Genomic DNA, 25172 nt, shown 5'->3' on the forward strand with positions numbered 1-25172 from the left:
AGCTTTAACGCTATCTAAGTAGTTTAAAGGCCTCTTTTAAGTCAAGCAACCCCTCATAGTAGGCTTTCCCAACTATTACGCCACTAATCTCATTTGTGGCTTTTAGCATCAAAATATCATTTATATCACTCACGCCACCACTTGCTATTGTCTCAAGCTTACTATTTCTAGCTATTTGCAAGCTAAACTCAACATTAACTCCGCCAAGCATTCCATCCTTGTTAATATCAGTGCAAATCACAGCTTCCACGCCAACATCTGCAAATTTTCTTGCAAGATCGACTGCTTTTATATTTGAGATCTCGCCCCAGCCTTGCACGGCCACGTAGCCATCTTTTGCATCAATACCAACTACAACTCTATAAATTTCAGCCATTTTTGCTGTAAATTCTGGATCTCTAAGAGCAACTGAGCCAAGGATCACTCTGCTAACTCCAAGGTCTAAATAGCGTTTTATTCGCTCTTCATCTCTTATGCCACCACCCACTTGGACGCTTAAATTTGTAGCCTTTGTAATTTTTTCAATTGTTTTAAAATTTATCGTCTCTCCAGCAAATGCACCGTCTAGATCAACCACATGAAGCCATTTTGCGCCATAATCTTCAAATTTCTTAGCAAGTTCACTTGGCTCGTTACTATAAATTTTTGCACTTTGCATAAGACCTTTGCTTAGCCTAACTGCTTGTCCCTCTTTTAAATCAATCGCTGGAAAAATTTCCATCATAACCTCGCAAAATTCTCTAAAATTTTAAGTCCAGCTTCATGACTTTTTTCTGGATGAGGCTGAAAACCAAAGATATTTTCATGCCAAACCGCACTTGTAAATTCATATCCGTAAGTCGTCTTTGCAAGAGCAAATTTATCATCACAAACCACATGATAGCTGTGTACAAAATATAAATACTCAAGCTCTTTTAGTCCTAAATTTAATGGACTATTTTGCTTAAATTCCAAAGCGTTCCAACCAATGTGAGGTATTTTTAATGACTTATCGAAATTAGCTTCATTAAATTTTACGACCTCACCAGGCAAAAGAGAGAGCCCCTCATGCTCGCCAAACTCAAAGCTTCGCTCAAATAAAAGCTGCATGCCAAGGCAAATACCAATAAAAGCTTTGCCGCTTTTTACAGCTTCTTTTACGGCTTCGTCCATGCCGTTATTTTTTAGCTTTGTCATCGCCTCACCAAAAGCTCCAACGCCTGGCAAAACAATATGCGAATACTCTTTTAAATTTTCAGGCTTACTTACTAAGGCACATTTTTTGTCAAGAATATCAAAAGCATTTATCACACTTTTGATATTGCCCGCACCATAATCAATAATAGCAATCATCTGTTCTCTTGCCTTTTTACGCTAAAAAGATAAAAGCTAAGTGCTACCATCAGCATCGCCACGCCGCCTATTAGATAGATAGCGTTTATGATATTTTCAGGTACAGTAATAGCAAATTTAAAGACTAGCATAAGCGCTTCGATCGCAAGTGCGATGATAATTGAGCCGATAAATCTCACCATCGTCTTATAAATAACGCTATTTTCTTCGTGATTTTTACCTAAAACCTCTTCTTCAAATATCGTCTTAACAAGATCAAAAATGGCAAGAGCCAGCGTTAAAATGATGGTTGATTCAAAAATTTCTTCGACATTTATATGCTCGATACTTTTTGAGATAAAGCTCTTTACCCCGTGCCAAAATAAAAATGCACAAATCATAAAAAGTGATGCACAAAAGAGCGCATAGACTGTCTTTAAAAATCTACCAAAATGCTCCTCGACAAAGCCGCTATCGACCATATTTAGGATATTTTCTAGGCTTATGTCGATGCAGGCGATAAATTTAAGCTCATTTTTTTCATTATAGATAGGCACACTTGCTGTGACGCATAAACCTCCATTTAGGCTTGATGGATATGGATCGCTTAAAACGCATCTTTTCTCACGCACTGCAGTGTAGTAGTAGGCTTTATTTGCGCGGTTTTCGCCCTTTGGAATTTTATACTTCTCATTTAGGCTGATCGAGTCTTCAATCTGCACGCCATTTTCGTCTAAGATATACAATGCGTCAAAATTTTCTATCTCGTGGCTGATCTTGTCAAAACCAGCTTTTATATTCTCTAAACAAACTCCGGGCAGTCTGTTTGGTAAATTTCTACTAAATAGATAGCAGATATACGCCCTTGCCTTGTATCTCGTGTCACTAAATCTCTTAATATCTTTTATAACCAAAATTAGCCTTTTAAATTTAATGCATGATTAAACTCTGGCACGATCACCTTAAGAGCAGGTGCCACCTCGTCATCTTCAAGCTGCAAAAGCCCATTTATCTGTGAATTTAAAAGGGTCAGATCATAAGGCTCTGAATGCGTTACAAAGATCGACTCATATTTTGTTTGCACATCGTCTTTGTTGATAAGTAGCTCTTCATAAAGCTTCTCGCCTGGTCTAAGACCCACAAATTCTATGCCCAAATGCTCTTTGTTTGAAAGAAGAAGCATCTTTTTAGCAAGATCAACGATCTTAACAGGCTCACCCATATCAAGCACGAAAAGCTCGCCACCTTTTGCGATAGAGGCCGCTTGAAGGACTAGCTGACAAGCTTCTGATGTAAGCATAAAATATCTTGTAATCTCTGGGTGCGTGACGCTTAGTGGCCTATTTGCAGCGATCTGCGCTTTAAATTTAGGTATGACAGAGCCGCTTGAGCCAAGGACGTTACCAAAGCGCACGCAAACTATCTCGCACACACCTGCTTCGTTTGAATTTAGTGCGTAAAGCTCACAAACACGCTTGGTTGTGCCCATTATGTTTGTTGGGCGCACTGCCTTGTCTGAAGAGATCATGACAAATTTCTTTACGCTATATTTTTTAGAAAGATCGACTGCATTTTTTGTGCCAAGGATGTTGTTTTTAACTGCTGAGCGAGGATTTAGCTCGCAAAGTGGCACGTGTTTATATGCTGCGGCGTGGATAACAATCTCAGGTTTAAAGTCAGCAAAAACTTCTTCAAAGTCCTTTAAATTTGTGATGTTTACAAGCTTACTGATAGTTCTTTTATCTTTTGTATCTTCGCCTATTTTATAAAGGTTAAATTCGCTGTGCTCAACCATTACAAGCTCACTTACACCAAATTTTAAGCATTGCTTACAAATTTCACTTCCTATACTGCCTCCAGCTCCAGTGACAAGCACTCTTTTATCTTTTAAAAAATTTGAAATAGCTTCTGGATTTAAGTCTTTTGGCTTTCTAGCTAGCAAGTCTTCGATCGAGATATCCTTGATCGGCTCATTTTCGATAAGCGAAAAGAGTTTCATATCTCTTATGCCATATCCAGTTAGCTCATCAACCAAGGCTTGAAGCTCGTCTTGATCTAGCGCAAGCGCAATGATAGCGGTCTTTGCGTCGTAGTCTTTTATAAGGCTTGGTATTTCTTTTTTATCTTGAACTAAAAATCCATCACAATATGTGCCAACAAGGTCACTTCTGCCATCTACCACACCAACTGCGTAGTAGTCAAGATAGCCCTGCTTTAAGCCACGCAAGACGTGAAGCGCTTTTGATGTCGCACCTATAACGATACAAGGCTCACCTTTGTGAGGTTTGTTTGAAAAGTCAAGCACCATGCGTTTTGAAATTCTTAAAAGCCCAACAAGTAAGCATGAAATAAGAAGATCAATGAAAATAACGCTTCTTGGATATGGATTTAAAAAATCTTGAATGATAAAAAATATGATTGTAAATAAAACAGCTGAGCAAACGTGAGCTAAGAAAATTTTTCTTGCTTCATTTAATCCAAAAAACCTCCACGGCACCTTGTAAATTTTAAACATCCACATAAAAAAGAGCTTAAATACGATCAAAAATCCAGCCGTTACAAAAAGCCCTTGCACGTAGATGTCTGGGATGTTTGCGTTAAATCTCAAAAGATAAGCCGCATATATTGAAAACGCAAATATAAAAACATCGCCAGTAAGGAAAAATATAAGCCTTTTTAACTTTGTCGCATGAAACATTTAAGCGTTTTCCTTAACTATTTTGATCACTCTTGCCTGCGCTTCTTCACTCATATCACTACCACTTGGCAAGCAAATTCCTCTTGAAAATAGATCTTCGCTATATCCATCGATAAAGCTTAACGCACCTTTAAATACAGGCTGTAAATGCATAGGCTTCCAAAGTGGACGACTCTCAATATTTTCATCAGCTAGTGCTTTTATAACTTTTAAATGTGTATCTTTTTTAGCAAAAACGCCAGTTGTGAGCCATCTATTGCCACGAGAATTTGGCAGTTCTGGCATAAATTCTAAAATATCGCTAAGCTCTTTTTCATAAATTTCAAATACTCTTCTCTTTTGCTCGACTCTTTTTTCTAAAACTTCCATCTGAGCCACGCCAATAGCGCCTAGGACGTTACTTAAGCGGTAGTTGTAGCCATAGTCTTTGTGCTCGTAGTGAAGTAGTGGCTCTCTAGCTTGAGTGCTATAAAACCTAGCTTTTTCCACAAATTCCTTGTCACCAACTAGCATACCGCCACCTGAAGTGGTGATTATTTTATTGCCATTAAAACTATATGCGCCCATCACGCCAAATGTGCCAAGTGCCTTACCGCCGTAAAATCCGCCAAGTGCTTCAGCTGCATCTTCAACTAAAGCAATGCCCTCGTTTTGGCAAATTTCACAAATTTCTTTCACCTTTGAAGCTTGCCCGTAAAGATGAGTGACGACCAATACCTTTGGCTTTTTAGGTAAATTTGATATTGCTTTTTTAAGTAGTTCTGGGCTTAAATTCCAACTCTCATCGCAGTCTATGAATACTGGAGTTGCTTTTTCATAAAGTATAGGCGAGACTGAAGCCATGAAAGTAAAGCTAGAAGCTAGTACAAAATCACCCTCTTTTACGCCAAGGACGCGAAGTGCTAGGTGAAGCGCCGCAGTTCCAGCGCTTAGTGCAAGAGCATCTTTTGCTCCGGTGTAGCTTTTTATACTTTCTTCAAATTTATTTACATACTCGCCAAGTGGCGCTATATAGTTGCTTTCAAAAACTTTTTTTATATATTCCTGCTCTTTTCCGCTCATATTTGGTGGAGATAAAAAAACCCTATCCATTTCATCCCTTTCGTGATTTTTTGGCGATTTTAGCACTTATTTTTAAATTTATATCTTAGCGCGCTCGCATGCTGGCACGCCGTAAGCCTTTGTGCAATCTTTTATATCTCTAACGACCACACTTCCAGCGCCGATAATGCAGTTGCTGCCGATACTTATGCCTTGAATGACGCTTGAACTTATGCCAACATGCGTAAATTCACCCACGCTAACGTTTCCAGCAAGGGCTGCATTTGGGCTGATGTGAGCAAATTTACCTATCACGCACTCATGCTCTATCACCGCACCAGAATTTATGATAACGCCCTCTTTTATACAAGCTTTTGCGTTTATAACGGCATTTGGCATGACAACTACGCCTTTTTCTATCACGGCACTTTCGCTCACAACCGCGCTTTTATGGATCAAATTTACTATTTCAAAGCCAGTAGCTTCCACCTTTTGGCTGATCTTTTGCCTAGTTTTGTTTTCACCAATAGCTATTATAATGTCAGCTTTTTCAAGCTCTGGGCTAAATTTACGCTCGCTAGCGTCATCTAAAAAAACTATCTCTTCATAGCCATTATCTCTAGCGATGTCAGCGATCACAAGTCCATGCCCACTCGCTCCGTAGATGTAAATTTTCTTAGTTTTTGCCATTAAATTTCTCCGTCGTAGCCTGCCCCTCTTTGCTGACGCCACTTCGTTTTAGTACTTTTTCGATGGTCTGTAATGCGATCTTTACATCAAGCATAAAGCTTAAATTTTTAGCGTAATAGACGTCATACTCAAATTTTTTCTCCCAGCTTATGTCGTTTCTGCCATTTACCTGTGCTAGGCCCGTGATACCAGGGCGCACGTCGTGGCGGTGCTTTTGCGTTTCGTTGTAGATGGGTAGGTACTCGACCAAAAGCGGCCTTGGTCCGATGAAACTCATATCGCCTTTTAGCACGTTAAAGAGCTGTGGTAGCTCATCAAGGCTAAGAGAGCGGATCAGTTTGCCAAATTTACCAAGACGCTGCTCATCTGGCAAGAGCTCGCCATTTGCGTCACGCTCATCGCTCATCGTCTTAAATTTATAAATTTTAAAAATTTTCTCATTTAGCCCTGGCCTTGCTTGCGTAAAAATGACATCGCGGCTTACCTTAAAATAGATAAAAATAGCCGTTGCTATAATGATAGGTGATGTTAAAATGAGCAAAAACAAAGCTCCCAAAATGTCAATCACCCTCTTTAAAAAATTTCTATACATCTATAAATTTCCTATAAATTTCTATATATCTTTTTGCGATTTGCTTCTCGTCAAACTCGCTAACCGCCCAGTTTCTACCGTTTTGCGCAAGTCTAGCACAAAGCTCCTCGTCATCAAGCAAAATTTTTATCTTATCAGCAAGATCATTTGCGTCTTTTACCTTGCATAAAAGCCCATTGTATCCATCCTTTACTGCCTCATTGCAGCCTGTCACGTCACTTGCAACGACTGCTTTTGCCATGCTCATCGCCTCTAAAACCGTTCTTGGAAAGCCCTCTTTGTAGCTAGGAAGTGCTAACAGGTAAGAAGCCTTTAAAAGCTGCGGTATGTCATTTCTAGCGCCAAGATATCGCACCTTGCCACCTTTTAAAAAGCTCTCGTCTGCGGTTGATTTATTACCAGCAAAGCCCTCGCCCACAAAGACAAATTCGCAGTTTTTATATCCATTTAAAATTTCTGCTGCCTCGTAAAATTCACGAACGCCCTTGTGCCACATAGCTCTTGCGATCATCAAAATCACCTTTTTATCGCTAAGATCAGCCGCCTGCGTGATAGCTGGGTCAAATTTAGCAGTATCCACGCCGACACTTTTTATGCGGTACGCCTTGCTTTTATCTATTAATTTTTTTGAAATCATATAATCAGCATCCGAGTCGTTTACAAACACGCAAGCATCGGCCTTTGCAAAGGAAAATTTATAAAGACTCTCCATGACAAAACGCACAGCCTTTGTCTTAATATCATCATCGATATAAAAGCTACCAAGGCCTTCAACTAAATTTATCACATGCTTTATACCAGCGTTTTTAGCGGCAAATGTGCCAAATACATTTGACTTATGAGCGCCAGTTTGCAGCAGGTCCAAATTTAGCTCGCCCAAAATTTGAGATAATTTTTTTGAGTTATTTATCACGGTTAGCGGATTTAGGCTCGCCTTATCAAGCTCGTATGTAACAGCGTGAAAGCTTTTAGCAAGCTCGCCAGTGAAGTCGCCTTTTGGGGCGATAGCAAAAACCTCATGCCCCATATCTTTTAAAGCCTGCATAATAGGGCGTCTAAAAAAGTGTATGCTCATATCAGCGTGGCTTAAAAACCCTATCCTTGCCATTTTTACCTCTTTAGTTTATAAATTTTTGCCGCCCCGTCAAGTATAACTGGCTCAAAAATTTTTGGATCGTACCTTTCAAGTACAAAAAGCTGGATATATGCGCTATTTAAGATGCTTTCATCAAGGATGATAAACCTACCATAATCTCTCATAAAAATGACAGAAATATTTGAACTTTCGTTATTTTTATACTCTTTGACATTTAGCTTGCCAGCCTCGTTGTAATCAGTCTCTATGAAAGATTTAAGAGGCAAGATATTGCCATCATAGATTAAATTTGTGACATCACTTGTGAGCGTAAAACCACCATTTAGCCTAATGCCATTTTCATTTTGAGAGATCGCTCTTGTGACGATAAAAAGGCCATTGTTTAAATTTTTACCGCTTTTTAGATCGATCTTGCTAAACTGCAAAATGGTTGGAAAAATACCAAGCATCCTATCTGGAAGATAGTAATAAATCTCCCTTGTCTTTGCTGGCAGGCTAAGATTTGCCTCTTTTATATCGCTAAAAAACTGATCGATGCTTTCATTTCTCTCTTTTAAAATTTGAGCCAAATTGCCATTAAATCTCTCTTTAAAATTTCTCTCTGTATACTCAACATCAAGCCTTGCCATATTTGCCGAGCTCATCTCATCGCTTCCAAGCGCAAAACTCACGGCAAAATTTTCACGCCCAAGGTGCTTTCCGCCATCAATTAGCGTCTTAACATCGCTGTAATATCTGATCGGATATCCATAGTCCCACCACGCAACCACGTAGTCCTCGCGTCCTGCGATACTTTTTAGCTTGTTTAAAATTTCAACCTCTTTGTGCACAAAAACCGGCTCAGCTTTGTAACCATAGATATGAATGAGCGCTGGAGTTAGAGCGAGCACGGTTATAAAAGCTCTCGCAAGATTTAGCACCGCTCCTTTTAGCTTTAAATTTAAAAGTATAAACTCCACCAAATAGCCAAATCCAAGTGCCATGATAGGCACAGCATAAATAGTAAATCTAAGGCCACTTTTAAAGGCTAAAAAGCCAAGTGCTAGCATACCAAGCGAGACGGCAAACGAGCGGTGTTTGTAGCAAAAAAGAGCAACGCCAGCAAGTGAGATCAAAAATGTGATGACATTTGCGCTGATCCTCTCGCAAAATAGCGTAAAATCAACGATACTTGACTCTTGGATAGTTTGATTAACATTAAAAAAGTGAAAACTCATACCGCCAACTTCAGGCGCATCTCTAAAGACGTAGAATTTAAGCTGAAAGATTATCGGATTTAGTCCGCCACGAATTACAAAAACAATAAAAACAACTGCCAAAATACCAAGAGCAAATTTTAAATTCATCACCTCTTTTTTAAAAAGACAAAACGCATAAATAGCGATGATAGCAATAAATTTAAGCATTAGATCAAGGTTCGAAATAGCAAGTAGAAGCAGCAAAATTTCAAGATAAAAAAGAGGATTTTTCCTATCAAAAATGAGTGTGTAAAACAAAAATAACGCCGTTAAAATGCTAATAAGCGAAAACGCGCTCGCATACCACCACATATAAATAAGCACGCTTAAGGGTGCGATTATTAGGCTATTTGCGTCCTTTTTCTCAAGCACTCTAACAAGCCCCCAAACGACAAAGACGCTAAGTGGGATGATGAGCATATCAGTATCGTAGTAGCCTGCCATAGTGCGGTTGTAGTAGCTATTTGCGACCACTGCAAGAAGTGCAGCGATAAAGCCAGCAATTTTTAGCTTATACTCATTTGCGATTAAGATAACTGGCACAGCCACAAGCGATGAGAAAAATACGCTCATATAAATCATCGCCGTCTCAAGCTTGACACCTAGAAATTTCACGATCCAGTAAGTAAGCGTCGAGAGCGGATAGCCATAGTAGCTAAGGTCGTTTTCTTGGTGAAAGCCAGCCAGCATGTCCCTTGCACCCTCGGCAAATGCGTAGCCGTCGTTTGTGCTAATCATCAGCTCGTTGTTCCAGAAAAATACCGGATATTCACTCGCCCAAAAGATCCAGTAAAGCCTACAAACCACGCTAAAAAGGACTGCGACAAATATCATCAAGTATAAAGAGTAATTTTTAAAAAATAAATTTCTATTCATTAGGATTTTCCAAAAAATTTATAAGCTCGCTCGCTATGTTTTCACTATCAAAAAATTTAGCCCGATTATACGCAACATTTTCAAAATTTTGCCTTATTTCAGGCGCATTAAGCACCTTTATCATCGCCTCTTTCATCGCATTTTCGTCATCAACAGGCACTAAGATGCCAAACTCACTCTCGCCCAAAAGCTCCTTTGCGCCGCTCTTGTGCTCGGTTGAGATGATAGTTTTCTCGCATGCTAGTGCTTCAAGCAAGACGTTTGAAAAGCCCTCAAAACGCGAAGCACAAAGCAAGCAAGAGGCGTTTTTTATGTGCCTAAAAGGATTTTTATCAGTGCCAAGAAGCCTTACTCGATCACTAACGCCAAATTTATCTATCAAATTTTGTAGCTCGTCCCTCAAAGGCCCCTTGCCAAGGATGCCAAGCGTGGCGCGAGGGTCGTTAATGGAGGCGATTATTTTTATTAGCATGGCTTGATTTTTACCGCTATCAAGGCGGCCGATATTTATGAAAAATGGACTAAAACCACTCTCAAGCGACTCATCTTTTAGCAAATTTATAGTTTTTAGATCAAGAGCGTTGTAAAGTACCTTTGTTTTTGCCTCGCTCATGCCAAAATTTCGCACTAGATCATCTTTGTTGCCAGCTGCATTTGCGAGGATTAGATCAGCCTTTTTATAAAGATGAGTGAGTAAAAATTTATTAACCCTGCCGCTTAGATCGTCTTTATATAAGATAGATGGACAGCTTCTCTCACTGATAACTAGCCTCTTTTTAAAGCCCAAAATTCTAGCAAGCCCAGCAATATAACAAGGGCGGTTCATCAGCACAAACTGCGTGTCAATGCCTAAATTTTGACAAAGCTTTTTATACTTAAACGCGAGCATTGGCATCGCTAAAAAGAGCCTTGCAAGCTTCTTTAGCCCACTTTCATAAGGATCGCTATTTTCTATAAAGTGGATTTGCACCTCACTTGGGATCTCGTAAGCGATGACCTTGCTCATTAAGATGAGATGAACTTCATATCTTTTAACCAAAAATGGCAGCAAATTTGCCACATTTCGCTCAGCCCCACCAGGCCCCATCGAGTATAAAAAAACGGCTAATTTTTTCACTTGCTAACAACCTTTTTTATAAATTCTCGCCACTGCTTGATGATATTTTCTTTGCTAAATAAATTTGCACTTTCGCTGGCATTTTTTGCTAGTTTTTTCCTTAAATTTTCATCTTTTAAAAGCATCTCAAGCTTTCCTTTTAGATCATCGCTGTCGCCATTTTTAAAGATAAGTCCGTCTGTGTCGTCATTTATAAGCTCTCTTGCACCCACGGTGTCGCTACTTAGCCTAGCGCAACCAAAAGCGCCTGATTCTATTAGCACATTTGAAAGCCCCTCGCTTCGTGAGCAAAGAGTGAAAATTTTTGCCTCGCTGTAAAGTTTTGTGACATCACTCATGTGACCTAGAAATTTGATATTAAGCCCTAAATTTGACGCCATTTGCTTTAGCTGCGCCTCCTGCCTACCACTGCCTGCGATCTTTATCTCCCAGCCATCAAGCAAGCTCTTATCCGCCTTGCTAAGCGCCTCAAAATAGATATCATAGCCCTTTACCGCCTCCAGCCTTGCCACGCTTAAGATGACATTTTGCTTCTCACAAATTTCAGGCACATCGATAAAAAGTGGATTGTGGATGATCTCGCAGTTTTTAGCAAATTTATAGTAGTCGTAGTCACTTTTGCTTAGCACGCTTAAGCCATCTACAAATTTATACGAAAAGTCACGCATAGCGCTTGCGATTTTGCTTTTTAAGTAGCTATGCTCGTGGTGCTCGGTTGCTATTAGTTTGCTCTTTAGCCCCAAATTTGCCAGCACGCAAGCGACATTTGTCCAGTCGATAAAGCTAATTATCAGATCAGCTTTTTGCTCCTTAAAAAGCGCTCTAAGAGCCAAAATTTTCTTAAATTTCAAAGCCAGCCCAGAGCCACTCACATTAAGGTTTATGATCTTTATCTTTTCACTAAATTTATAAAGTCCAAGATCCTCTTCAAGCAGGGCGATAGTGATCTCATTGTCCTTGCAAAGCTCGTTTGCAAGGACATTTAGCACGCGTTCAGCCCCACCATTTCTAAGTGCGGCGATGACAAAAAGAATTTTCACTTCACACCTCCAAGCCTTAAAAGCTCCAGCCATTTTTTATAAATTTGCTCCACGCTAAACTCATCAAGCCTAGTCCTTGCATTTTTAGCAAATTCGCCCATTTTTGCTTCATCTTGCAGCATTTTTGCAAGCTTCTCACTCATCTGCCTATCGTCATTTACCTCGCAAAGCAAGCCATCAAAGCCATCTTTTATAAGCTCTTTTGCCCCGCTAGTTTTTGTCGCAACCCTTACGCAGTCATAGTTTATAGCCTCTATCAAAGTGTTTCCAAGACCCTCGAAATTTGAGCAAGAGATCAGCACCTTTGCTCTTTTATAAAGTGAGGCGATGTCGCTAACGTTGCCTAAGAATTCGACATCAGCGTCCAAGCTCTTGGCTAAATTTTCTAAATTCGCTCTCTCGCCACCATCTCCAGCAACGGCAAATTTATAGCCGCTTTGTTTTAAGTTTGCAGCCACTCTTACAAACATTTCGCAGTTTTTTATCTTATTTAGCCTGCCAACAAAGATAACTAAATTTTCTTTATCAAAGCTCTCACTGCGTATCTCTTCAAAGAGTGGGTTATAAATTTTCATCACATTTTTGCAAAATTTCGAGTAATGCCCTAGATCCTCGTCGCTTAAGACACTAAGTGCGTTTGCAAATGGGTAGCTAAGGCGTCTTAGCACCTTAAAAATGGCTCTTTTTGGCGCAAGGTAGTTTGTGTGCTCGCTTATTATTATAGGCGTTTTTAACCCAGCTGAGCTAAAGAGCACCAAGGTATTTACGGCGTCTAAAAATGATATCACAGCGTCAAATTTGCCTTCTCTTATGAGCGCTCTTAAGGCAAGCACCTTTAAAACTCTCTTTTTTAAATTTCCAAAAAACCCAAGCTCATCAGCCCCAACGCCTAAATTTATGAGCTTTACGCCACTTGCTAGCTCGTAAAATGGCTCGTCCTTGTCAAATTTAACAAGGCTTACATCGTGATCCAAGCTAAATCTTGATGCGATCACCGCACAAACTCGCTCCGCACCGCCACTTCTAAGCGTTGATGTGACAAATAATATCTTCATACGCCAAACCTTTGCTTTATCTTTACTCTAAGCCTTGAGAGTGCTGGTAAAATGCCACTTGGAAGCGGACTAAGCAAAAAAAATATAAACGCCTCTTTGCTAAATTTAATGCTAAGACTCTTAAAAATACAGCTTAGCATCAGCCCATATTCGCCTGCTATTTTGGCGTAGTAAGCGGCGTTTTTATACTGCATAGCTAGAAATTTTGGCTCATTTTTTATAGCGATGTCGTAGTGCAAATTTGCTGTTTTGATGTAAGCGTTTGCAACGTTTAACGCGTGCTTGCCGGCATTTAGCGTAGCACTGTCGCTTCTTGCGATACGGTAGATGTAAAGTGGTTTTTTAAGATAAAAGACATTTTTTTCAAAAAAGCGGATGTAAAGCTCATTTTCGCCGCCAAAACTGCTCTCATTAAACCTAAAATCATCTATAAATTCGCGCGAAAAAAGTTTAAAATACTCGCCATTTATCCGCCCACAGTGATAATCAACCTTGCTCATCGCCCCACTCTTGTTATATGGGCTTCTACCGGCCACGACCTCGGTCATCACACCATCTTTTTCGCAGATAGCGTCTGCAAAAACGCACGAATACTCGCCATTTTTTAAAATTTCATAGCACTCAGCAATCGCCTCTGGCAAAAGCTCATCGTCATCGTCAAGCAAGCAGACAAACTCGCCTGTTGTGTTGTCAAAGCCGTTATTTTTGTTGCCGTTTGGGCTCTTTTTATGAGTGCTGTTTTTTACAAATTTGATCCTTGCGTCGTTAAAACTCTTGCAAATTTCACTCGCACTCTCGTCATCACCGTCGTCTGTTACTATGATCTCTAAATTTTTATAGCTTTGAGCTAGGGCGCTTTTTATGGCTTTTTGTAAAAGCTCTGGACGCTTATAAGTCGCGGTTACGATGCTGATTAATGGCTCGCTCATTTAGCCCCTTTTAAAAATTCTCTCATAGCCTTGAAGCTTTTCAAGACGTGAGAAAAGTATAAATTTAATTGTCTTGATGCAGGCCTTTAAATTTGCGCTATATCCCCTCTCAAGGCGTTCACCCTCGATGTTTGAGCCACTAAGATCAGTTGGATGCGAAAAAAGGTCGCAAAAATACATCTGCATATCATTAACGCCAAGCAAATAGTCCCAAACATCGGTCGTACAAAGCGCACGCTTATGAATTTCAAGCAAATTTTTAGCACTTTTTTTAGTTAGCACATAAGCCCCTGCTCTATAAATGCTTGAAAATGAGTGCTTTGAGACCTGCCAAAGCGGCTTGCTTAGGCTGGTATCCACCTTTTTGCCAAAGGCGCTAAACCTGCCCTCTAGCCCATCTTGCATGCCACATATCAGCACGCTATTTTCAGGCATCTTGCTAGCTGCCAAAAAGGCCTCTTTTATGTCCTCATCACCCCCTATCACGTCGTCTTCAAATATAAGGGCAAATTTCGCCTCGCTTGCCAAAAACGCTTCGTAGGCTTTTACGTGGGAGAGCGAGCAGCCAACTTCTGCTGGGCTTAAAACCTTGCCGTAAGCTTTAAATGATGGCGAAATGATCTTGTAGTACTCCCTTGCATTTAGCTCCCTGCCATCGACTGCGTCTATTAGCTTAAAGCTATCATAAGAGCTAAATTTCTGCTGCAAAAGCTCGCGCCTTTTGGTATCTTTAGCCAAAGAGATCAAATAAATTTCATTCATTTAAAACCTTTTAAATTTTTTTAAAATTTTACGCCAAACTATGCCTCGCTCGTAAGCATTAAAAAACAAAAAATATCCCAAAACATAAGCTGCGCCGGCGTAGATCGCAGCAAAGATAGCAAATTTTAGCCAGTTATTTAGGCTCACAAAGTCCTTGCAGGCAAACATCGCAAGCACGCATAGCGCAAAAACGGCTAAATTTTTAAAATAAACCCCGTAAAACGTGGTGAGTTTCACCTCTAAATTTAAAGCGGCATTTATGAGGTCAAAGCCAAGAATTCTTATGCTATAAAAAACGGCTGCGACGACGACGATGCCATAAACTCCGTAGTCACTAAATTTAAGCAGTGCGATCTGCGCTATGATCGTGCTAACGCCAAGGATAGTGTTGGCAATGGCTGGTCGGCGAAGCTTGTTTGTCGCGCTATCAAGGTTAAAAAGCGAAAAAACAAAGCTTATAAAGACGATCGGCACAAGCGTGATCATCGAGACATTGTAGATAAATTTGACCTCATCTGCGCTTTTAAAAGGTAGCCAAAGCGTGTAAAAATCAAGCCCAAAAACGACGAAAAATGCGGCTGGAGAGCTCATCACAAAGGCGATCACCTTCATTGAAAATTTGGCCTCTTTTATGAGGTCAGTGATCAAATTTTTAGAGTAAAGCTCGACAAATTTTGGCGCAAAGATACCGCTAAGCTGCGCTACAAAGCTCTCCAGTATGATAGGGGCGGCCTTGGCGACTGAAAGAAGGCCAGTGGCGTTTGCACTTACAAAAATGTTGCAGATAAAAAGATCCATGCCTGTTAAAAGTATGCGATTTAGCGCATTAAAACTATTCCAAATGCCAGAGCTTAAAAGCTCTTTGATCTTAGAAAAGTCAAATTTACTAAGGCTAAATTTTAGCTCTGGTGTGATGCGAGCCGACATAAAAATGGTGCTAAAAAAGACAAAAAGGCTAGCAACTAGCGCTGAGATAGCGATGTAAGAAATAAATGGCTTAAAAAAATAAAAAAGTGCGACGATAAGGGCTGCTAGGATCGCGCTTGAGATGGCGTTTCTGATGGAGAGTAGATAGAGCTTGTTTGTCACAAAGGCACAAACCGTTAAAACGCCGTTAAATAGCCCAACGCAGAAATTTATAAAGTAAAAAACAAGGGTCATTCTCACGTCAAAGAGTAAATTTTCAGGGACATTTAAAAAGCTTTGCAAATTTAGTATGAAAACAGAGCTAAGCACCACGACAACGGCGCAAAAGAAGATATTTACAACAAGCACTGATGAGTAGTAGGTGTTTGCAAGGCTTAGGTCTTTTTTATGCCACGCATGAGCGACAAAGCGGCCGCTCACTGAGTTTATGGCTACACTTACGACTGCGGCATAGCTAACGATGGCGTTGCTAAGGCCTACAAAGCCAAATGCCTCGTTGCCAAGGCTTTTTAGGATAAATGGCGTAAGAAAGAAATTTATGCCCATTGATACGACAAAAACGACGATCGAGCTTATTAGATTGATTAGCATTAGACTTTTAACCTGTAAATTTTTACGCCACTTGAGATAATAAATGGCTCAAAGTATTGCTCATCGGCTCGCTCAAATATAAAAAGCTGCACAAGAGCTGAATTTAGGGCATTTTCATCAACTAAAACCACGCGCGCATAGTCCTCTAAAAATAAAACAGAAATTTTCGCCTTTTTGTCAATTAGCTTCTCATCTACACGTAGTTCTTTACCAGAGCCTTTTATCTTATAAAAGGACTTTACCGACACTTTTTCGCCGTTTTGTGTGATAAATTTTGGCTCTTTTAGTGGCAAGATATAGCCATTTCCAAGGTCTATGCCAGCCTCGCTAACGCTATTTATAGGGCTAATGTAGTAAAAAAACTCTTCTTTTGGCTTCTCGCCACTCATAACGTCGATGTAGCTATATCTAAAGACATTTGGGGCGATATCTATCATATCTGGCACAAGATAGTAAAAAACCTCTTTTTTTGCCATTGGCAAAGTGAAATTTGCGCTTTCAAGCTGGCTTAAAAAGAGGTTTAGATCGCTTGTATTGTGATCTTTTAAAATTTCTTCTAGCACTCTACTTTTTTTCTCAAACGAGATGTCGTTGTACTCGCTCACTACTCTGGCTAGCTTAGCTGAGATTGTCTCATCTTTTCTTAAGGCAAGGCTAACAAAGTAGTTATTCTCGCCGCCTTGCCTACCAGGATCATTTAACGTCTTAACATCGGCAAAGTATCTTATCGCATATCCATAATCCCACCACGAAAACACGTAGTCATCGCGCTTGGCTACCTTTTTTAACTGATCAAGCGCTGTTGCCTCTTCATGCGTGATCAAAGTATGAGGTCTATAAGAGTAGGCGATATCTAAATTTGGAGCAAGCGCAGCAGCCGCAAAGATAAAAAAGGATAAATTCTTAAGAGAATTTCTAAGATCAAATAAATTTAAAAAAAAGTGCAAGAAATACCCAAAACCAAGTGCAATAAGTGGCGTTATATACATAGCAAATCTAACTCCGCCAAATAGCGATAAAGCGCCAAGTCCAAGTAGTGGCAAGCTAAGTAAAAATGGGCGAAATTTAAAACAAAGCACTAAATAACCAATCGCTGCAGCCAGCAATATAAGGATATTTCCAGCCATGAAATAGACAAAATATAATGGGCTAGCGCTTTTTACCTCATCAATTAGCGTGTATTCACTTATAAAGTAAAATTTACTTGCAACCTCTGCGCTGCTTTTTAAAACGTAACTGCCAATCTTTGAGATGATAAAATCAAAACCACCAAAATAGATAAAAACAGCTAGCATAATAGCTAGAAAAATGCTCAAATTTCTAGGCGAAAGCAGTTTTTTATATTTGCAAAAAATGGCGTAAAATAAAGTAATGACCACTAAATTTAAAATCAAAATTTTATTTGCAATGAGTGGATCTTTTGAAAAAATATTAAAGCTAACGATGCTTATAAACATAAAAAATATCACTTGGTAGTTTTCTGTCCTGCTTCGCATAAAAGCAAGCGTGTAGAGAAAAAAGATAAAGATAATGTTTAAAATAAGAGCATAAGAGCTTTGATACCACCAAAGATAAAGCGATACAAAAAGCCCTGGTAAAACGATAAATTTTTGTTCATTTGTGTTTAAAAGCCTGATCAAAAGATAGATGATAAAAAGCGCAAACGTGACATTTAGCATATCGCTATCAAAGTAACCAAGCGACGTTCTTACAAGATAGCCTGGCAATATCGCGCTCATAAATGCCGCCACAGCCCCAGCTTTTAGAGCTTTAAACTCATTTGATATCAAGATAACTGGAAGCGAGATAAGTGGTGCTAAAAACGCACTCATATAAAACATCGTACTTTCGATCTTGAAAGGAAAAATTTTACAAATATAAAAAACTATTGTTGAGATTGGGTGATTAAAGGGACTAAAGTCATTTTGCTGGTGAAAGCCAGCCAGCATATCTCTAGCGCCCTCTGCGTAATAATATGCGTCATTTGTCGTAAGCATAAATTCGCCATTAAAGTAAAACTCTGGCATATCCTTTGCCCACAATACCCAAAGCATCCTAGCTGCAAATCCAAACAGATAAGCAACTAGAAAGATAAGTAAAATTTTACAATTTACGCTTACTTTGTGCACTAAATTCCCTACAGCCTAGCGTCAGCCTCTGGGTAGATATTTTTTATATCATAAACCAAGTGGCCTTTTAGGTTGAGCTTTTTAAATTCATTGTGAGCTACGGCGATCACGATGCAGTCGTAGTCGTCTAGGTTATACTCTTTTACTAGATCAAAGCCGTACTCATGTTTTACCTCAGCGCTATCAGCCCAAGGATCAGTCACATCGACCTTGCAACCAAAGTCTTTTAGCTCATCAACCACGTCTATAACGCGAGAGTTTCTTATATCTGGGCAGTTTTCTTTAAATGTCATGCCAAGAACAAGCACGCGCGCTTTGTTGATAAGCACGCCTTTTCTTATCATTAGTTTTATCACTTGATCGGCTGCGTATCTGCCCATATCATCGTTGATGCGGCGACCTGCTAGGATCATTTCAGGGTTGTAGCCTACCTCTTGAGCTTTGTGAGTTAGGTAGTATGGATCTACGCCGATGCAGTGACCGCCGACTAGACCTGGGCGGAAATTTAAGAAATTCCACTTAGTACCAGCAGCCTCAAGCACGTCTATGGTGTTGATGTGAAGCTTTTCAAATAGCATCGCAAGCTCGTTTATAAAGGCGATGTTGATGTCGCGCTGGGTATTTTCGATGACCTTTGCAGCCTCTGCTACTTTGATGCTTGAAGCTTTGTGAGTGCCTGCTGTGATGATCGAGCGGTAAATTTCATCGACCTTATCAGCGATCTCTGGAGTTGAGCCGCTTGTGATTTTTTTGATTTTAGTTACGGTGTGCTCTTTATCGCCTGGGTTTATGCGCTCTGGAGAGTAGCCGCAGAAGAAGTCTTTGTTAAATTTAAGCCCACTTTTTTCAAGAAGTGGCACGCAAATTTCTTCTGTAACGCCTGGATAAACAGTGCTTTCATAGACCACGATATCGCCCTTTTTAAGCACTTTTGCCACACTCTCAGTCGCTTTTACGACTGGAGTTAGATCAGGGCGCTTGTTCTTATCTATCGGAGTTGGAACGGTCACGATGAAGAAGTTGCAACTTCTAATATCATCTAAATCTAGGCTAAATTTCATGCCATTATCGATCGCTTTTTTCATCTGCTCGCTGCTAAGCTCAAGCGTTCTATCATACCCACTTTTAAGCTCCTCTATACGCTTTGTGTTTACGTCAAAGCCTACTACTTCGTACTTTTCGCTAAAAGCTGCTGCAAGTGGAAGCCCCACATATCCAAGTCCTACTACTGCTATTTTCATTTATTTTTTCCTTTCTTTTTTGCTTCTATCTTTTTTACGCGTTCATACATTCTTATTTCCGCACTTACACCTTTTGGAATTATGATTCTAATAGGGCTAACGCCTGGTAAAATTTTAGTGAATTCATAATAGACCCGCCTCTTTTTATTTCCGTCCTTGCATAGCATCATCGTTTGCGCTAGCTCATCCCCGCCGTTAAATTCGTAATAAATCCCGTGTGCGTCTTCTTTTTCCTCGAGCTTTCCACCGAGCAAAAAGGCGAAGTTGCAGTCGATTTCTATCTCTTTAAAAAATGCGACTTCGTATTTAAAATAATCAGGCGGCATCTTTGAGATAGGTAGCTCAAAGATATTTTCCTCGGTTTTTGGCGCGTTTTCGCCTGCTAAAAGTGCAAAGGGAAGCACGCAAGCTGCGATAAAAAGTAAAAATTTTCTCATACCTTTACTCCGATTTGAAAATACTTAAATCCATGCTCGGCTAAAGCTTTAGCGTTATACTGGTTGCGTCCGTCAAATATGACAGCATTTTTTAGCCTCTCTTTGATCTCCATAAAATCAGGCGATCTAAACTCGCTCCACTCAGTCACAAGCACCATAGCATCGGCGTTATCAAGAGCGTCATATTTATTTTTGGCGTATTTTATATCTAAATTTGGCATATATTTTTTAGCTTCTTCGCTCGCTTTTGGATCGTAAGCGACCACTTTTGCGCCAGCCTCGTCTAAAAGCTTTATCAAAGTTAGCGAGCTAGCCTCTCTCATATCATCGGTATTTGGCTTAAACGCAAGCCCCCAAAGTGCGATCGTCTTGCCCTTTAGATCGCCGCCAAAAAAGTTATAAATTTTATCAAATAGAACTCTTTTTTGAGCCTTATTTCTTGACTCGACCGCGTTTAAAAGCTCTGGCTCAAAGCCATTTTGTCTAGCTGTGTAGATGAGCGCCTCGACGTCTTTTGGAAAGCAGCTACCACCATATCCGCAGCCTGGGTAGATGAAGCTATATCCGATCCTTGAGTCGCTGCCGATGCCTTTTCTCACTAAATTTACATCAGCGCCCACGCGTTCGCAGATATTTGCTATCTCGTTTATAAAGCTTATTTTGGTTGCCAGCATCGAATTTGCAGCGTATTTTGTCATCTCGGCTGATTTTACATCCATGCAAATGAGCCTGTCGTGATTTTTCATAAATGGCTCATAAAGCTCCCTCATCACGCTAAAGCCCCACTCGCTACTAGCTCCGATAACAACGCGATCTGGCTTTAAAAAGTCCTCAACCGCCGCACCCTCTTTTAAAAACTCTGGATTTGAGACGACTTCAAATTTAACCTCTACATTTCTCTTTTTAAGCTCAGCCTCGATCACCTCATGCACCTTGGCTCCAGTGCCCACTGGAACGGTTGATTTATCGACAACTATTAGCGGTTTGCTTAAATTTTCTCCGATTGACTTGGCAACTGATAGGACATATTTTAAATCAGCCTGCCCATCAGCACCCATAGGTGTGCCAACTGCGATAAATAGCACATCTGCATGCTCTAGCGCCTCTTTTATCTGCGTGCTAAATTTAAGCGAGCCATTTTTGTAGCACTCACTCACGATATCAGCAAGCCCTGGCTCATATATCGGCACGACGCCGTTTTTTAGCGCCTCGATCTTTTTGCTATCGACATCGACGCAGATCACGCTGTTGCCCATTTTCGCAAAGCATGCACCACTTACTAGCCCAACATATCCAGTTCCAATTACTGCTATTTTCATGCTTATCCTTAAATTCTCTTTTCCCACTCAAGGGCGGTTTTTATGATGAGCGCTAGATCGTCTCTTTTTGGCTTCCAGCTTGTTAGCGAGCGAAGTTTGCTTGCGTTTGAGATAAGGATAGCTGGGTCGCCGTCCCTTCTTGGCGCATTTAGCACTTTAAAATTTACTCCACTTACTTTTTTTGCGGTCTCGATGACCTCTTTTACGCTAAATCCCCTGCCATATCCCACATTAAAAGTTTCGCTACCATTTTGACCGATATACTCTAGCGCGCTGATGTGAGCGTCTGCTAGGTCGCTAACATGGATGTAGTCTCTAACGCATGTGCCATCTTTTGTTGCGTAGTCATCACCAAAGATACCCATGCTATCGCGCTTGCCAAGGGCTGTTTGCACGGCTACTTTGATAAGGTGCGTGGCATTTGGATAGTTTTGACCGATAAGTCCCTCTTCGTCTGCGCCTGCGACGTTAAAATAGCGCAAAATCGCAAATTTGAAATTTTCATTTGACGCAGCATAGTCTTTGATGATCTGCTCGCTCATTAGCTTGCTTCTGCCGTATGGATTTATCGGATTTGTAGCTGTCGTTTCGCTCACCTCCGCCACGTCTGGCTCGCCATAAACTGCAGCAGTTGAGCTAAATATAAATTGATTTACGTTATAAGTTTTTGCATATCTTAGCACCCTTGCGACATTTGCGGTGTTGTTTAGATAGTATTTTAGCGGCTCGCTCATACTCTCAAAGACCTCTATAAACGCTGCAAAATGGATGATCGCATCAAATTTACCACTTGCAAAAATTTGGCTCAAATCATCCTCTAAATTTGCGTTTATAAATTTGAAATTTCCTATCTTTTGGAGTGCCTCAAGTGCTTTTTGTGAGCCTTTGCAGAGATTGTCGATGATAGTTATCTCATCTTTACCTTGCTTTAAAAGTGCTTTTACTACGTGGCTGCCGATATATCCAGCTCCACCTGTTACTAAAATTTTCATCATCTATCCTTATTTTCTAAATAATCCTTTATATCTTCTATGTCTTTTATAGCATTAGAAAAATCATTCTGAAATTGTGGAGAAATTGTAGCATGAGAAGATGCATTGCCAACAATATCTTTATGCCACACCAAATTATGCAGTAGTTTATTAATCTCTTGTAAATTTTTCTCTTGTTGGCATATTATATCATTAATCTTGCTTTCATTGGGATTATTTACATCCAATTTATTTTTAATATCTAATATCAATTTATGTGGTTCAAGAAAAATACTTTTATATTGCAATTCTAAAAAATTTTTCATCATATTATGTAGTTTCCCATCGCGTCCAATACAAAAATCAATCTGCATTTTACAAACCATACTCTCTAGCTCTTTACGCAAGTTATTGCCACATTCATCCAGTTTGCCATCATTTAACTGTTTTTTTGCTTCCATTAAAAAGCTATTATCTGAATAATTAAACAATACGTTATTATCATTATTCACAGCATACATAAAAATCAAATTCCAATCAGTATGACATATTTGTTGTTTGTTGTAATGATGCTTGATACGCTCTTGTAAGTGTTTTAGAAAGAATATGTCATGAGTAAATATAAAAACCTGATAATCACTAAAATTATCCAATATATAATCAATAATCTTTGTTCTATTTGACATATCCATACTAAGCAAAATATCATCTAGCACTATTAGTTTTAGTATATTTGGATTGTCCTGAGGTAACTTCTCTTCTTTAATTGACACAAAAAACATCATTATAGAAATTAGCTTTAATCTAGCCTCGTTTATTTTAAATTTAAAGTCCTTAAAGCCATTTATTTCAATGTTGATTTTAGGTTCTTGTAATATTATTCCTTCTTCGGCAGGGTGTAGCTCTGCACGAAATCCTTCTTTTTCTTCTATCTTAAACGATATTTTTAAATCGCCTTGAATTTTACTTAGATTATCATTGATTAAATTTTCGAATTTATTTAAGCTATCCATCAACTTATTATTAATATCTTCTGTATTTATTTTTGAGCTATCATTTTTAAATTTATTAACTTCTATATTAAGTTCACTAAATAAATCAAATTTTTCTACAAAGTATTTCTTTAAAATATCATAAAAATTACCCTCTAATATTTTTAGCAATTTATTATGATTGATAAAATGCATAAATTTAGCAGATGCTCCACCTATTATGCTCAAATTATCTATGCCGTCCTTTGAAATTTTTATAGAACCGCCATTATCAAAAGTTAAATTTAATACAGCATCTTTTTCGTTGTGGTTACATAAATTTTCATTTGGATTATTATGGTCAAGTTTTTTACAAAAATCGCAATCATTGCCCTGAATAAGAATTTTATGTATAGTATGTAAAGCATAATACAACGAGCTTTTTCCGCTTCCATTTTCTCCAAAAAGAATTATATTTTTACTATTCGCATTAAAACAACTTTTTTTATGAAATTTAAAATTATTAATCTCTAATTCTTTTATTTTCACTCTTTATTCCTTAAAAAATTATCTATGGTTGCTTTTATCTCTTTTTCCCTATTTATCATCAAACTTTCATCCCAATTCTCTATCTTATCTGCTATATATTCTTTTAATTCTATAATTGAGGATTTTCTAAAAACTTGTTGCCTAGAATGAATGCTTTTTTTTCTACTAAGATATGATAAACGATCAGCAACTAAGTAATTGCCGATATTTCTTGGATTATCACCAATACTATCAATAAAATATTCAGAAATCAATCCCTGCCCCCATCTTTCATATAAATATATAAGTAAAAATCCCTTTTTTAACTTACCATAAAATTCCAATTCTTTATTTGGCATTTCATATTCATGCGAATAACCATCCATAGTATCTTTTATTACTTTATATATCTCAAATTTTACGGTAGTTGTTGCACCCATTTTATATACATATCTAATTAAATTTTTAATATATAATATAAAATCATCTATGTTTTTATTAGGCAAGTTATCTTCTTGTATATTTTTAAACAGATATATAAAGATTGCTATTTTTGGGATATTATTTGAATATACATTAATAATTTCAAGCCACTTAGAAATTTCTTTGTCCGTATCACTACTTGGCTTTTTCAATAAAATACAATAATACTCTACACATAAAACTATTTTCTCTAAATCGCTCATAATTTCACTATAATTTTGCTTTTTCAATGCCTTTGTATATTCACCATCAGTTGTAAAAAAGACCCTTAAACTCTTTTCGACCTTTATATCCGCATTTTTTCCACGAATTATATGCATATAAACACGAAATACATCATCTATTTTATAATTTATAGCATCACATCTTTTTGCCATCTCATTCCATCGCTCTATAAAATCATCTTGCTTGGATATGTTAATAGCGGCACTATAAATTTGTGCTTTAAATATATCGGCATCAGATAGATCAAGTCCCCTATTGTTAATGGTTTCAAATATCGTTAATGCGCTATTTCTAGCTTTATCTTGAGTGCTTTCCTTTGTCTCTATTGGCAAAAGAAATACTTTATCTAGTAAAAAATCTATAAACTGTTGCAAATCAAATTTATCACGTTGTTTTTTAAGCTCAGATAGAAAATATGTAATATTTGCATGAAATTTTGATTTTTTATTATCAAAATTTATATCTTCTATTTCTAAACATTCTTTAAGATTATCATTATCAGACTCCTCAAAAACAGCCGTTTTTACTCGTTGTTTCTTATCACTTTCGTCTCTTCTATTTTTAGCCCATAAAATATTCTCTAATGCTGTATTTTTATCATCATATAAGGATAATGCCTTCGCTAACAACACAATAGTAATAAGACGCTGTTGCCCATCTATAACCTCACAATATCCTTTGTTGTCATTGCCTCTGGCTAAAACTATATTTCCTAAAAAGTATCCATCATCCTTTTCGTTACCCATAGAACTATCTTCAAAAACATTAAACAAATCATCCCATAAAATTTGACAATTTTGCTCATCCCAAGAATATGGACGTTGATAGTTAGGAATTAAATATTCTACATTAGCAAAAATATTTAAAATAGATTTCTGCTCTGCATTTAGATTAAGTGCCATTTT

General features: G+C 38.6%; 22 protein-coding genes. All 22 read right to left on the bottom strand.

Annotated elements, in window-relative coordinates; all coding sequences use genetic code 11:
* Window positions 1-10 precede the first annotated feature (10 nt).
* From hisA to CYP43_RS01930, 22 genes are read right to left on the bottom strand one after another with little or no spacing between them, the layout of a single operon-like run.
* A complete protein-coding gene (gene hisA, locus CYP43_RS01825) occupies window positions 11-721 on the bottom strand; it encodes a 1-(5-phosphoribosyl)-5-[(5-phosphoribosylamino)methylideneamino]imidazole-4-carboxamide isomerase (RefSeq protein ID WP_087579121.1) in 711 nt (236 codons plus the stop codon).
* The gene (hisH, locus tag CYP43_RS01830; protein WP_103582295.1) at window positions 721-1332 is read right to left on the bottom strand and encodes an imidazole glycerol phosphate synthase subunit HisH; all 612 of its coding nucleotides are present in this window, start codon (window positions 1330-1332) and stop codon (window positions 721-723) included. Before hisH ends, hisA begins: the two co-directional genes overlap by 1 nt.
* Window positions 1329-2225, bottom strand: coding sequence for a PDC sensor domain-containing protein (locus tag CYP43_RS01835; protein ID WP_103582296.1), 897 nt, complete (start codon window positions 2223-2225; stop codon window positions 1329-1331). Before CYP43_RS01835 ends, hisH begins: the two co-directional genes overlap by 4 nt.
* Window positions 2226-2227: 2 nt before the next feature.
* Complete coding sequence (gene pglF / locus CYP43_RS01840) at window positions 2228-4009, bottom strand: UDP-N-acetylglucosamine 4,6-dehydratase (configuration-retaining) (protein ID WP_103582297.1); 1782 nt, start codon at window positions 4007-4009, stop codon at window positions 2228-2230.
* Window positions 4010-5101 carry a UDP-N-acetylbacillosamine transaminase gene (gene pglE / locus CYP43_RS01845; RefSeq protein ID WP_103582298.1) on the bottom strand — a complete coding sequence of 364 codons (1092 nt, stop codon included), beginning with the start codon at window positions 5099-5101 and terminating at the stop codon, window positions 4010-4012.
* Between the two features lie 48 nt (window positions 5102-5149).
* Complete coding sequence (gene pglD, locus CYP43_RS01850; protein WP_103582299.1) at window positions 5150-5740, bottom strand: UDP-N-acetylbacillosamine N-acetyltransferase; 591 nt, start codon at window positions 5738-5740, stop codon at window positions 5150-5152.
* Window positions 5727-6332 carry an undecaprenyl phosphate N,N'-diacetylbacillosamine 1-phosphate transferase gene (pglC, locus tag CYP43_RS01855; protein WP_103582300.1) on the bottom strand — a complete coding sequence of 202 codons (606 nt, stop codon included), beginning with the start codon at window positions 6330-6332 and terminating at the stop codon, window positions 5727-5729. Before pglC ends, pglD begins: the two co-directional genes overlap by 14 nt.
* Window positions 6325-7440, bottom strand: a complete 1116-nt coding sequence (pglA, locus tag CYP43_RS01860; RefSeq protein WP_103582301.1) for a N,N'-diacetylbacillosaminyl-diphospho-undecaprenol alpha-1,3-N-acetylgalactosaminyltransferase — start codon at window positions 7438-7440, stop codon at window positions 6325-6327. Before pglA ends, pglC begins: the two co-directional genes overlap by 8 nt.
* Window positions 7441-7442: 2 nt before the next feature.
* Window positions 7443-9542 (bottom strand): STT3 domain-containing protein, encoded by a 2100-nt coding sequence (locus CYP43_RS01865; protein WP_103582302.1) that lies wholly within the window; start codon window positions 9540-9542, stop codon window positions 7443-7445.
* The gene (pglJ, locus tag CYP43_RS01870; protein WP_103582303.1) at window positions 9535-10659 is read right to left on the bottom strand and encodes an N-acetylgalactosamine-N,N'-diacetylbacillosaminyl-diphospho-undecaprenol 4-alpha-N-acetylgalactosaminyltransferase; all 1125 of its coding nucleotides are present in this window, start codon (window positions 10657-10659) and stop codon (window positions 9535-9537) included. Before pglJ ends, CYP43_RS01865 begins: the two co-directional genes overlap by 8 nt.
* The gene (locus CYP43_RS01875; RefSeq protein ID WP_103582304.1) at window positions 10656-11699 is read right to left on the bottom strand and encodes a glycosyltransferase; all 1044 of its coding nucleotides are present in this window, start codon (window positions 11697-11699) and stop codon (window positions 10656-10658) included. The genes pglJ and CYP43_RS01875 overlap by 4 nt, the downstream gene beginning before the upstream one ends.
* Window positions 11696-12754, bottom strand: a complete 1059-nt coding sequence (locus CYP43_RS01880; RefSeq protein WP_103582305.1) for a glycosyltransferase — start codon at window positions 12752-12754, stop codon at window positions 11696-11698. Before CYP43_RS01880 ends, CYP43_RS01875 begins: the two co-directional genes overlap by 4 nt.
* Entirely contained in the window at window positions 12751-13683 is a 933-nt protein-coding gene (locus tag CYP43_RS01885; RefSeq protein ID WP_103582306.1) for a glycosyltransferase family 2 protein, read from the bottom strand. Before CYP43_RS01885 ends, CYP43_RS01880 begins: the two co-directional genes overlap by 4 nt.
* On the bottom strand, window positions 13684-14445 hold the full coding sequence (locus CYP43_RS01890) for a glycosyltransferase family 25 protein (RefSeq protein WP_103582307.1): 762 nt from the start codon (window positions 14443-14445) through the stop codon (window positions 13684-13686).
* Entirely contained in the window at window positions 14446-15963 is a 1518-nt protein-coding gene (locus CYP43_RS01895; RefSeq protein WP_103582308.1) for an MATE family efflux transporter, read from the bottom strand.
* On the bottom strand, window positions 15963-18092 hold the full coding sequence (locus tag CYP43_RS01900; RefSeq protein ID WP_103582309.1) for an STT3 domain-containing protein: 2130 nt from the start codon (window positions 18090-18092) through the stop codon (window positions 15963-15965). The genes CYP43_RS01895 and CYP43_RS01900 overlap by 1 nt, the downstream gene beginning before the upstream one ends.
* Window positions 18093-18100: 8 nt before the next feature.
* Entirely contained in the window at window positions 18101-19333 is a 1233-nt protein-coding gene (locus tag CYP43_RS01905) for a nucleotide sugar dehydrogenase (protein ID WP_103582310.1), read from the bottom strand.
* Window positions 19330-19770: an ecotin family protein gene (locus CYP43_RS01910; protein WP_103582311.1), complete on the bottom strand. Its 441-nt coding sequence runs from the start codon at window positions 19768-19770 to the stop codon at window positions 19330-19332. Before CYP43_RS01910 ends, CYP43_RS01905 begins: the two co-directional genes overlap by 4 nt.
* On the bottom strand, window positions 19767-21089 hold the full coding sequence (locus CYP43_RS01915; RefSeq protein ID WP_103582312.1) for a UDP-glucose dehydrogenase family protein: 1323 nt from the start codon (window positions 21087-21089) through the stop codon (window positions 19767-19769). Before CYP43_RS01915 ends, CYP43_RS01910 begins: the two co-directional genes overlap by 4 nt.
* Window positions 21090-21097: 8 nt before the next feature.
* The gene (gene galE / locus CYP43_RS01920) at window positions 21098-22081 is read right to left on the bottom strand and encodes a UDP-glucose 4-epimerase GalE (protein ID WP_103582313.1); all 984 of its coding nucleotides are present in this window, start codon (window positions 22079-22081) and stop codon (window positions 21098-21100) included.
* Complete coding sequence (locus tag CYP43_RS01925; RefSeq protein WP_103582314.1) at window positions 22081-23580, bottom strand: hypothetical protein; 1500 nt, start codon at window positions 23578-23580, stop codon at window positions 22081-22083. Before CYP43_RS01925 ends, galE begins: the two co-directional genes overlap by 1 nt.
* Entirely contained in the window at window positions 23577-25169 is a 1593-nt protein-coding gene (locus tag CYP43_RS01930; RefSeq protein WP_103582315.1) for a DUF262 domain-containing protein, read from the bottom strand. The genes CYP43_RS01925 and CYP43_RS01930 overlap by 4 nt, the downstream gene beginning before the upstream one ends.
* Window positions 25170-25172: the final 3 nt, after the last annotated feature.

Source organism: Campylobacter concisus (assembly GCF_002913045.1).
Classification (GTDB): domain Bacteria; phylum Campylobacterota; class Campylobacteria; order Campylobacterales; family Campylobacteraceae; genus Campylobacter_A; species Campylobacter_A concisus_AP.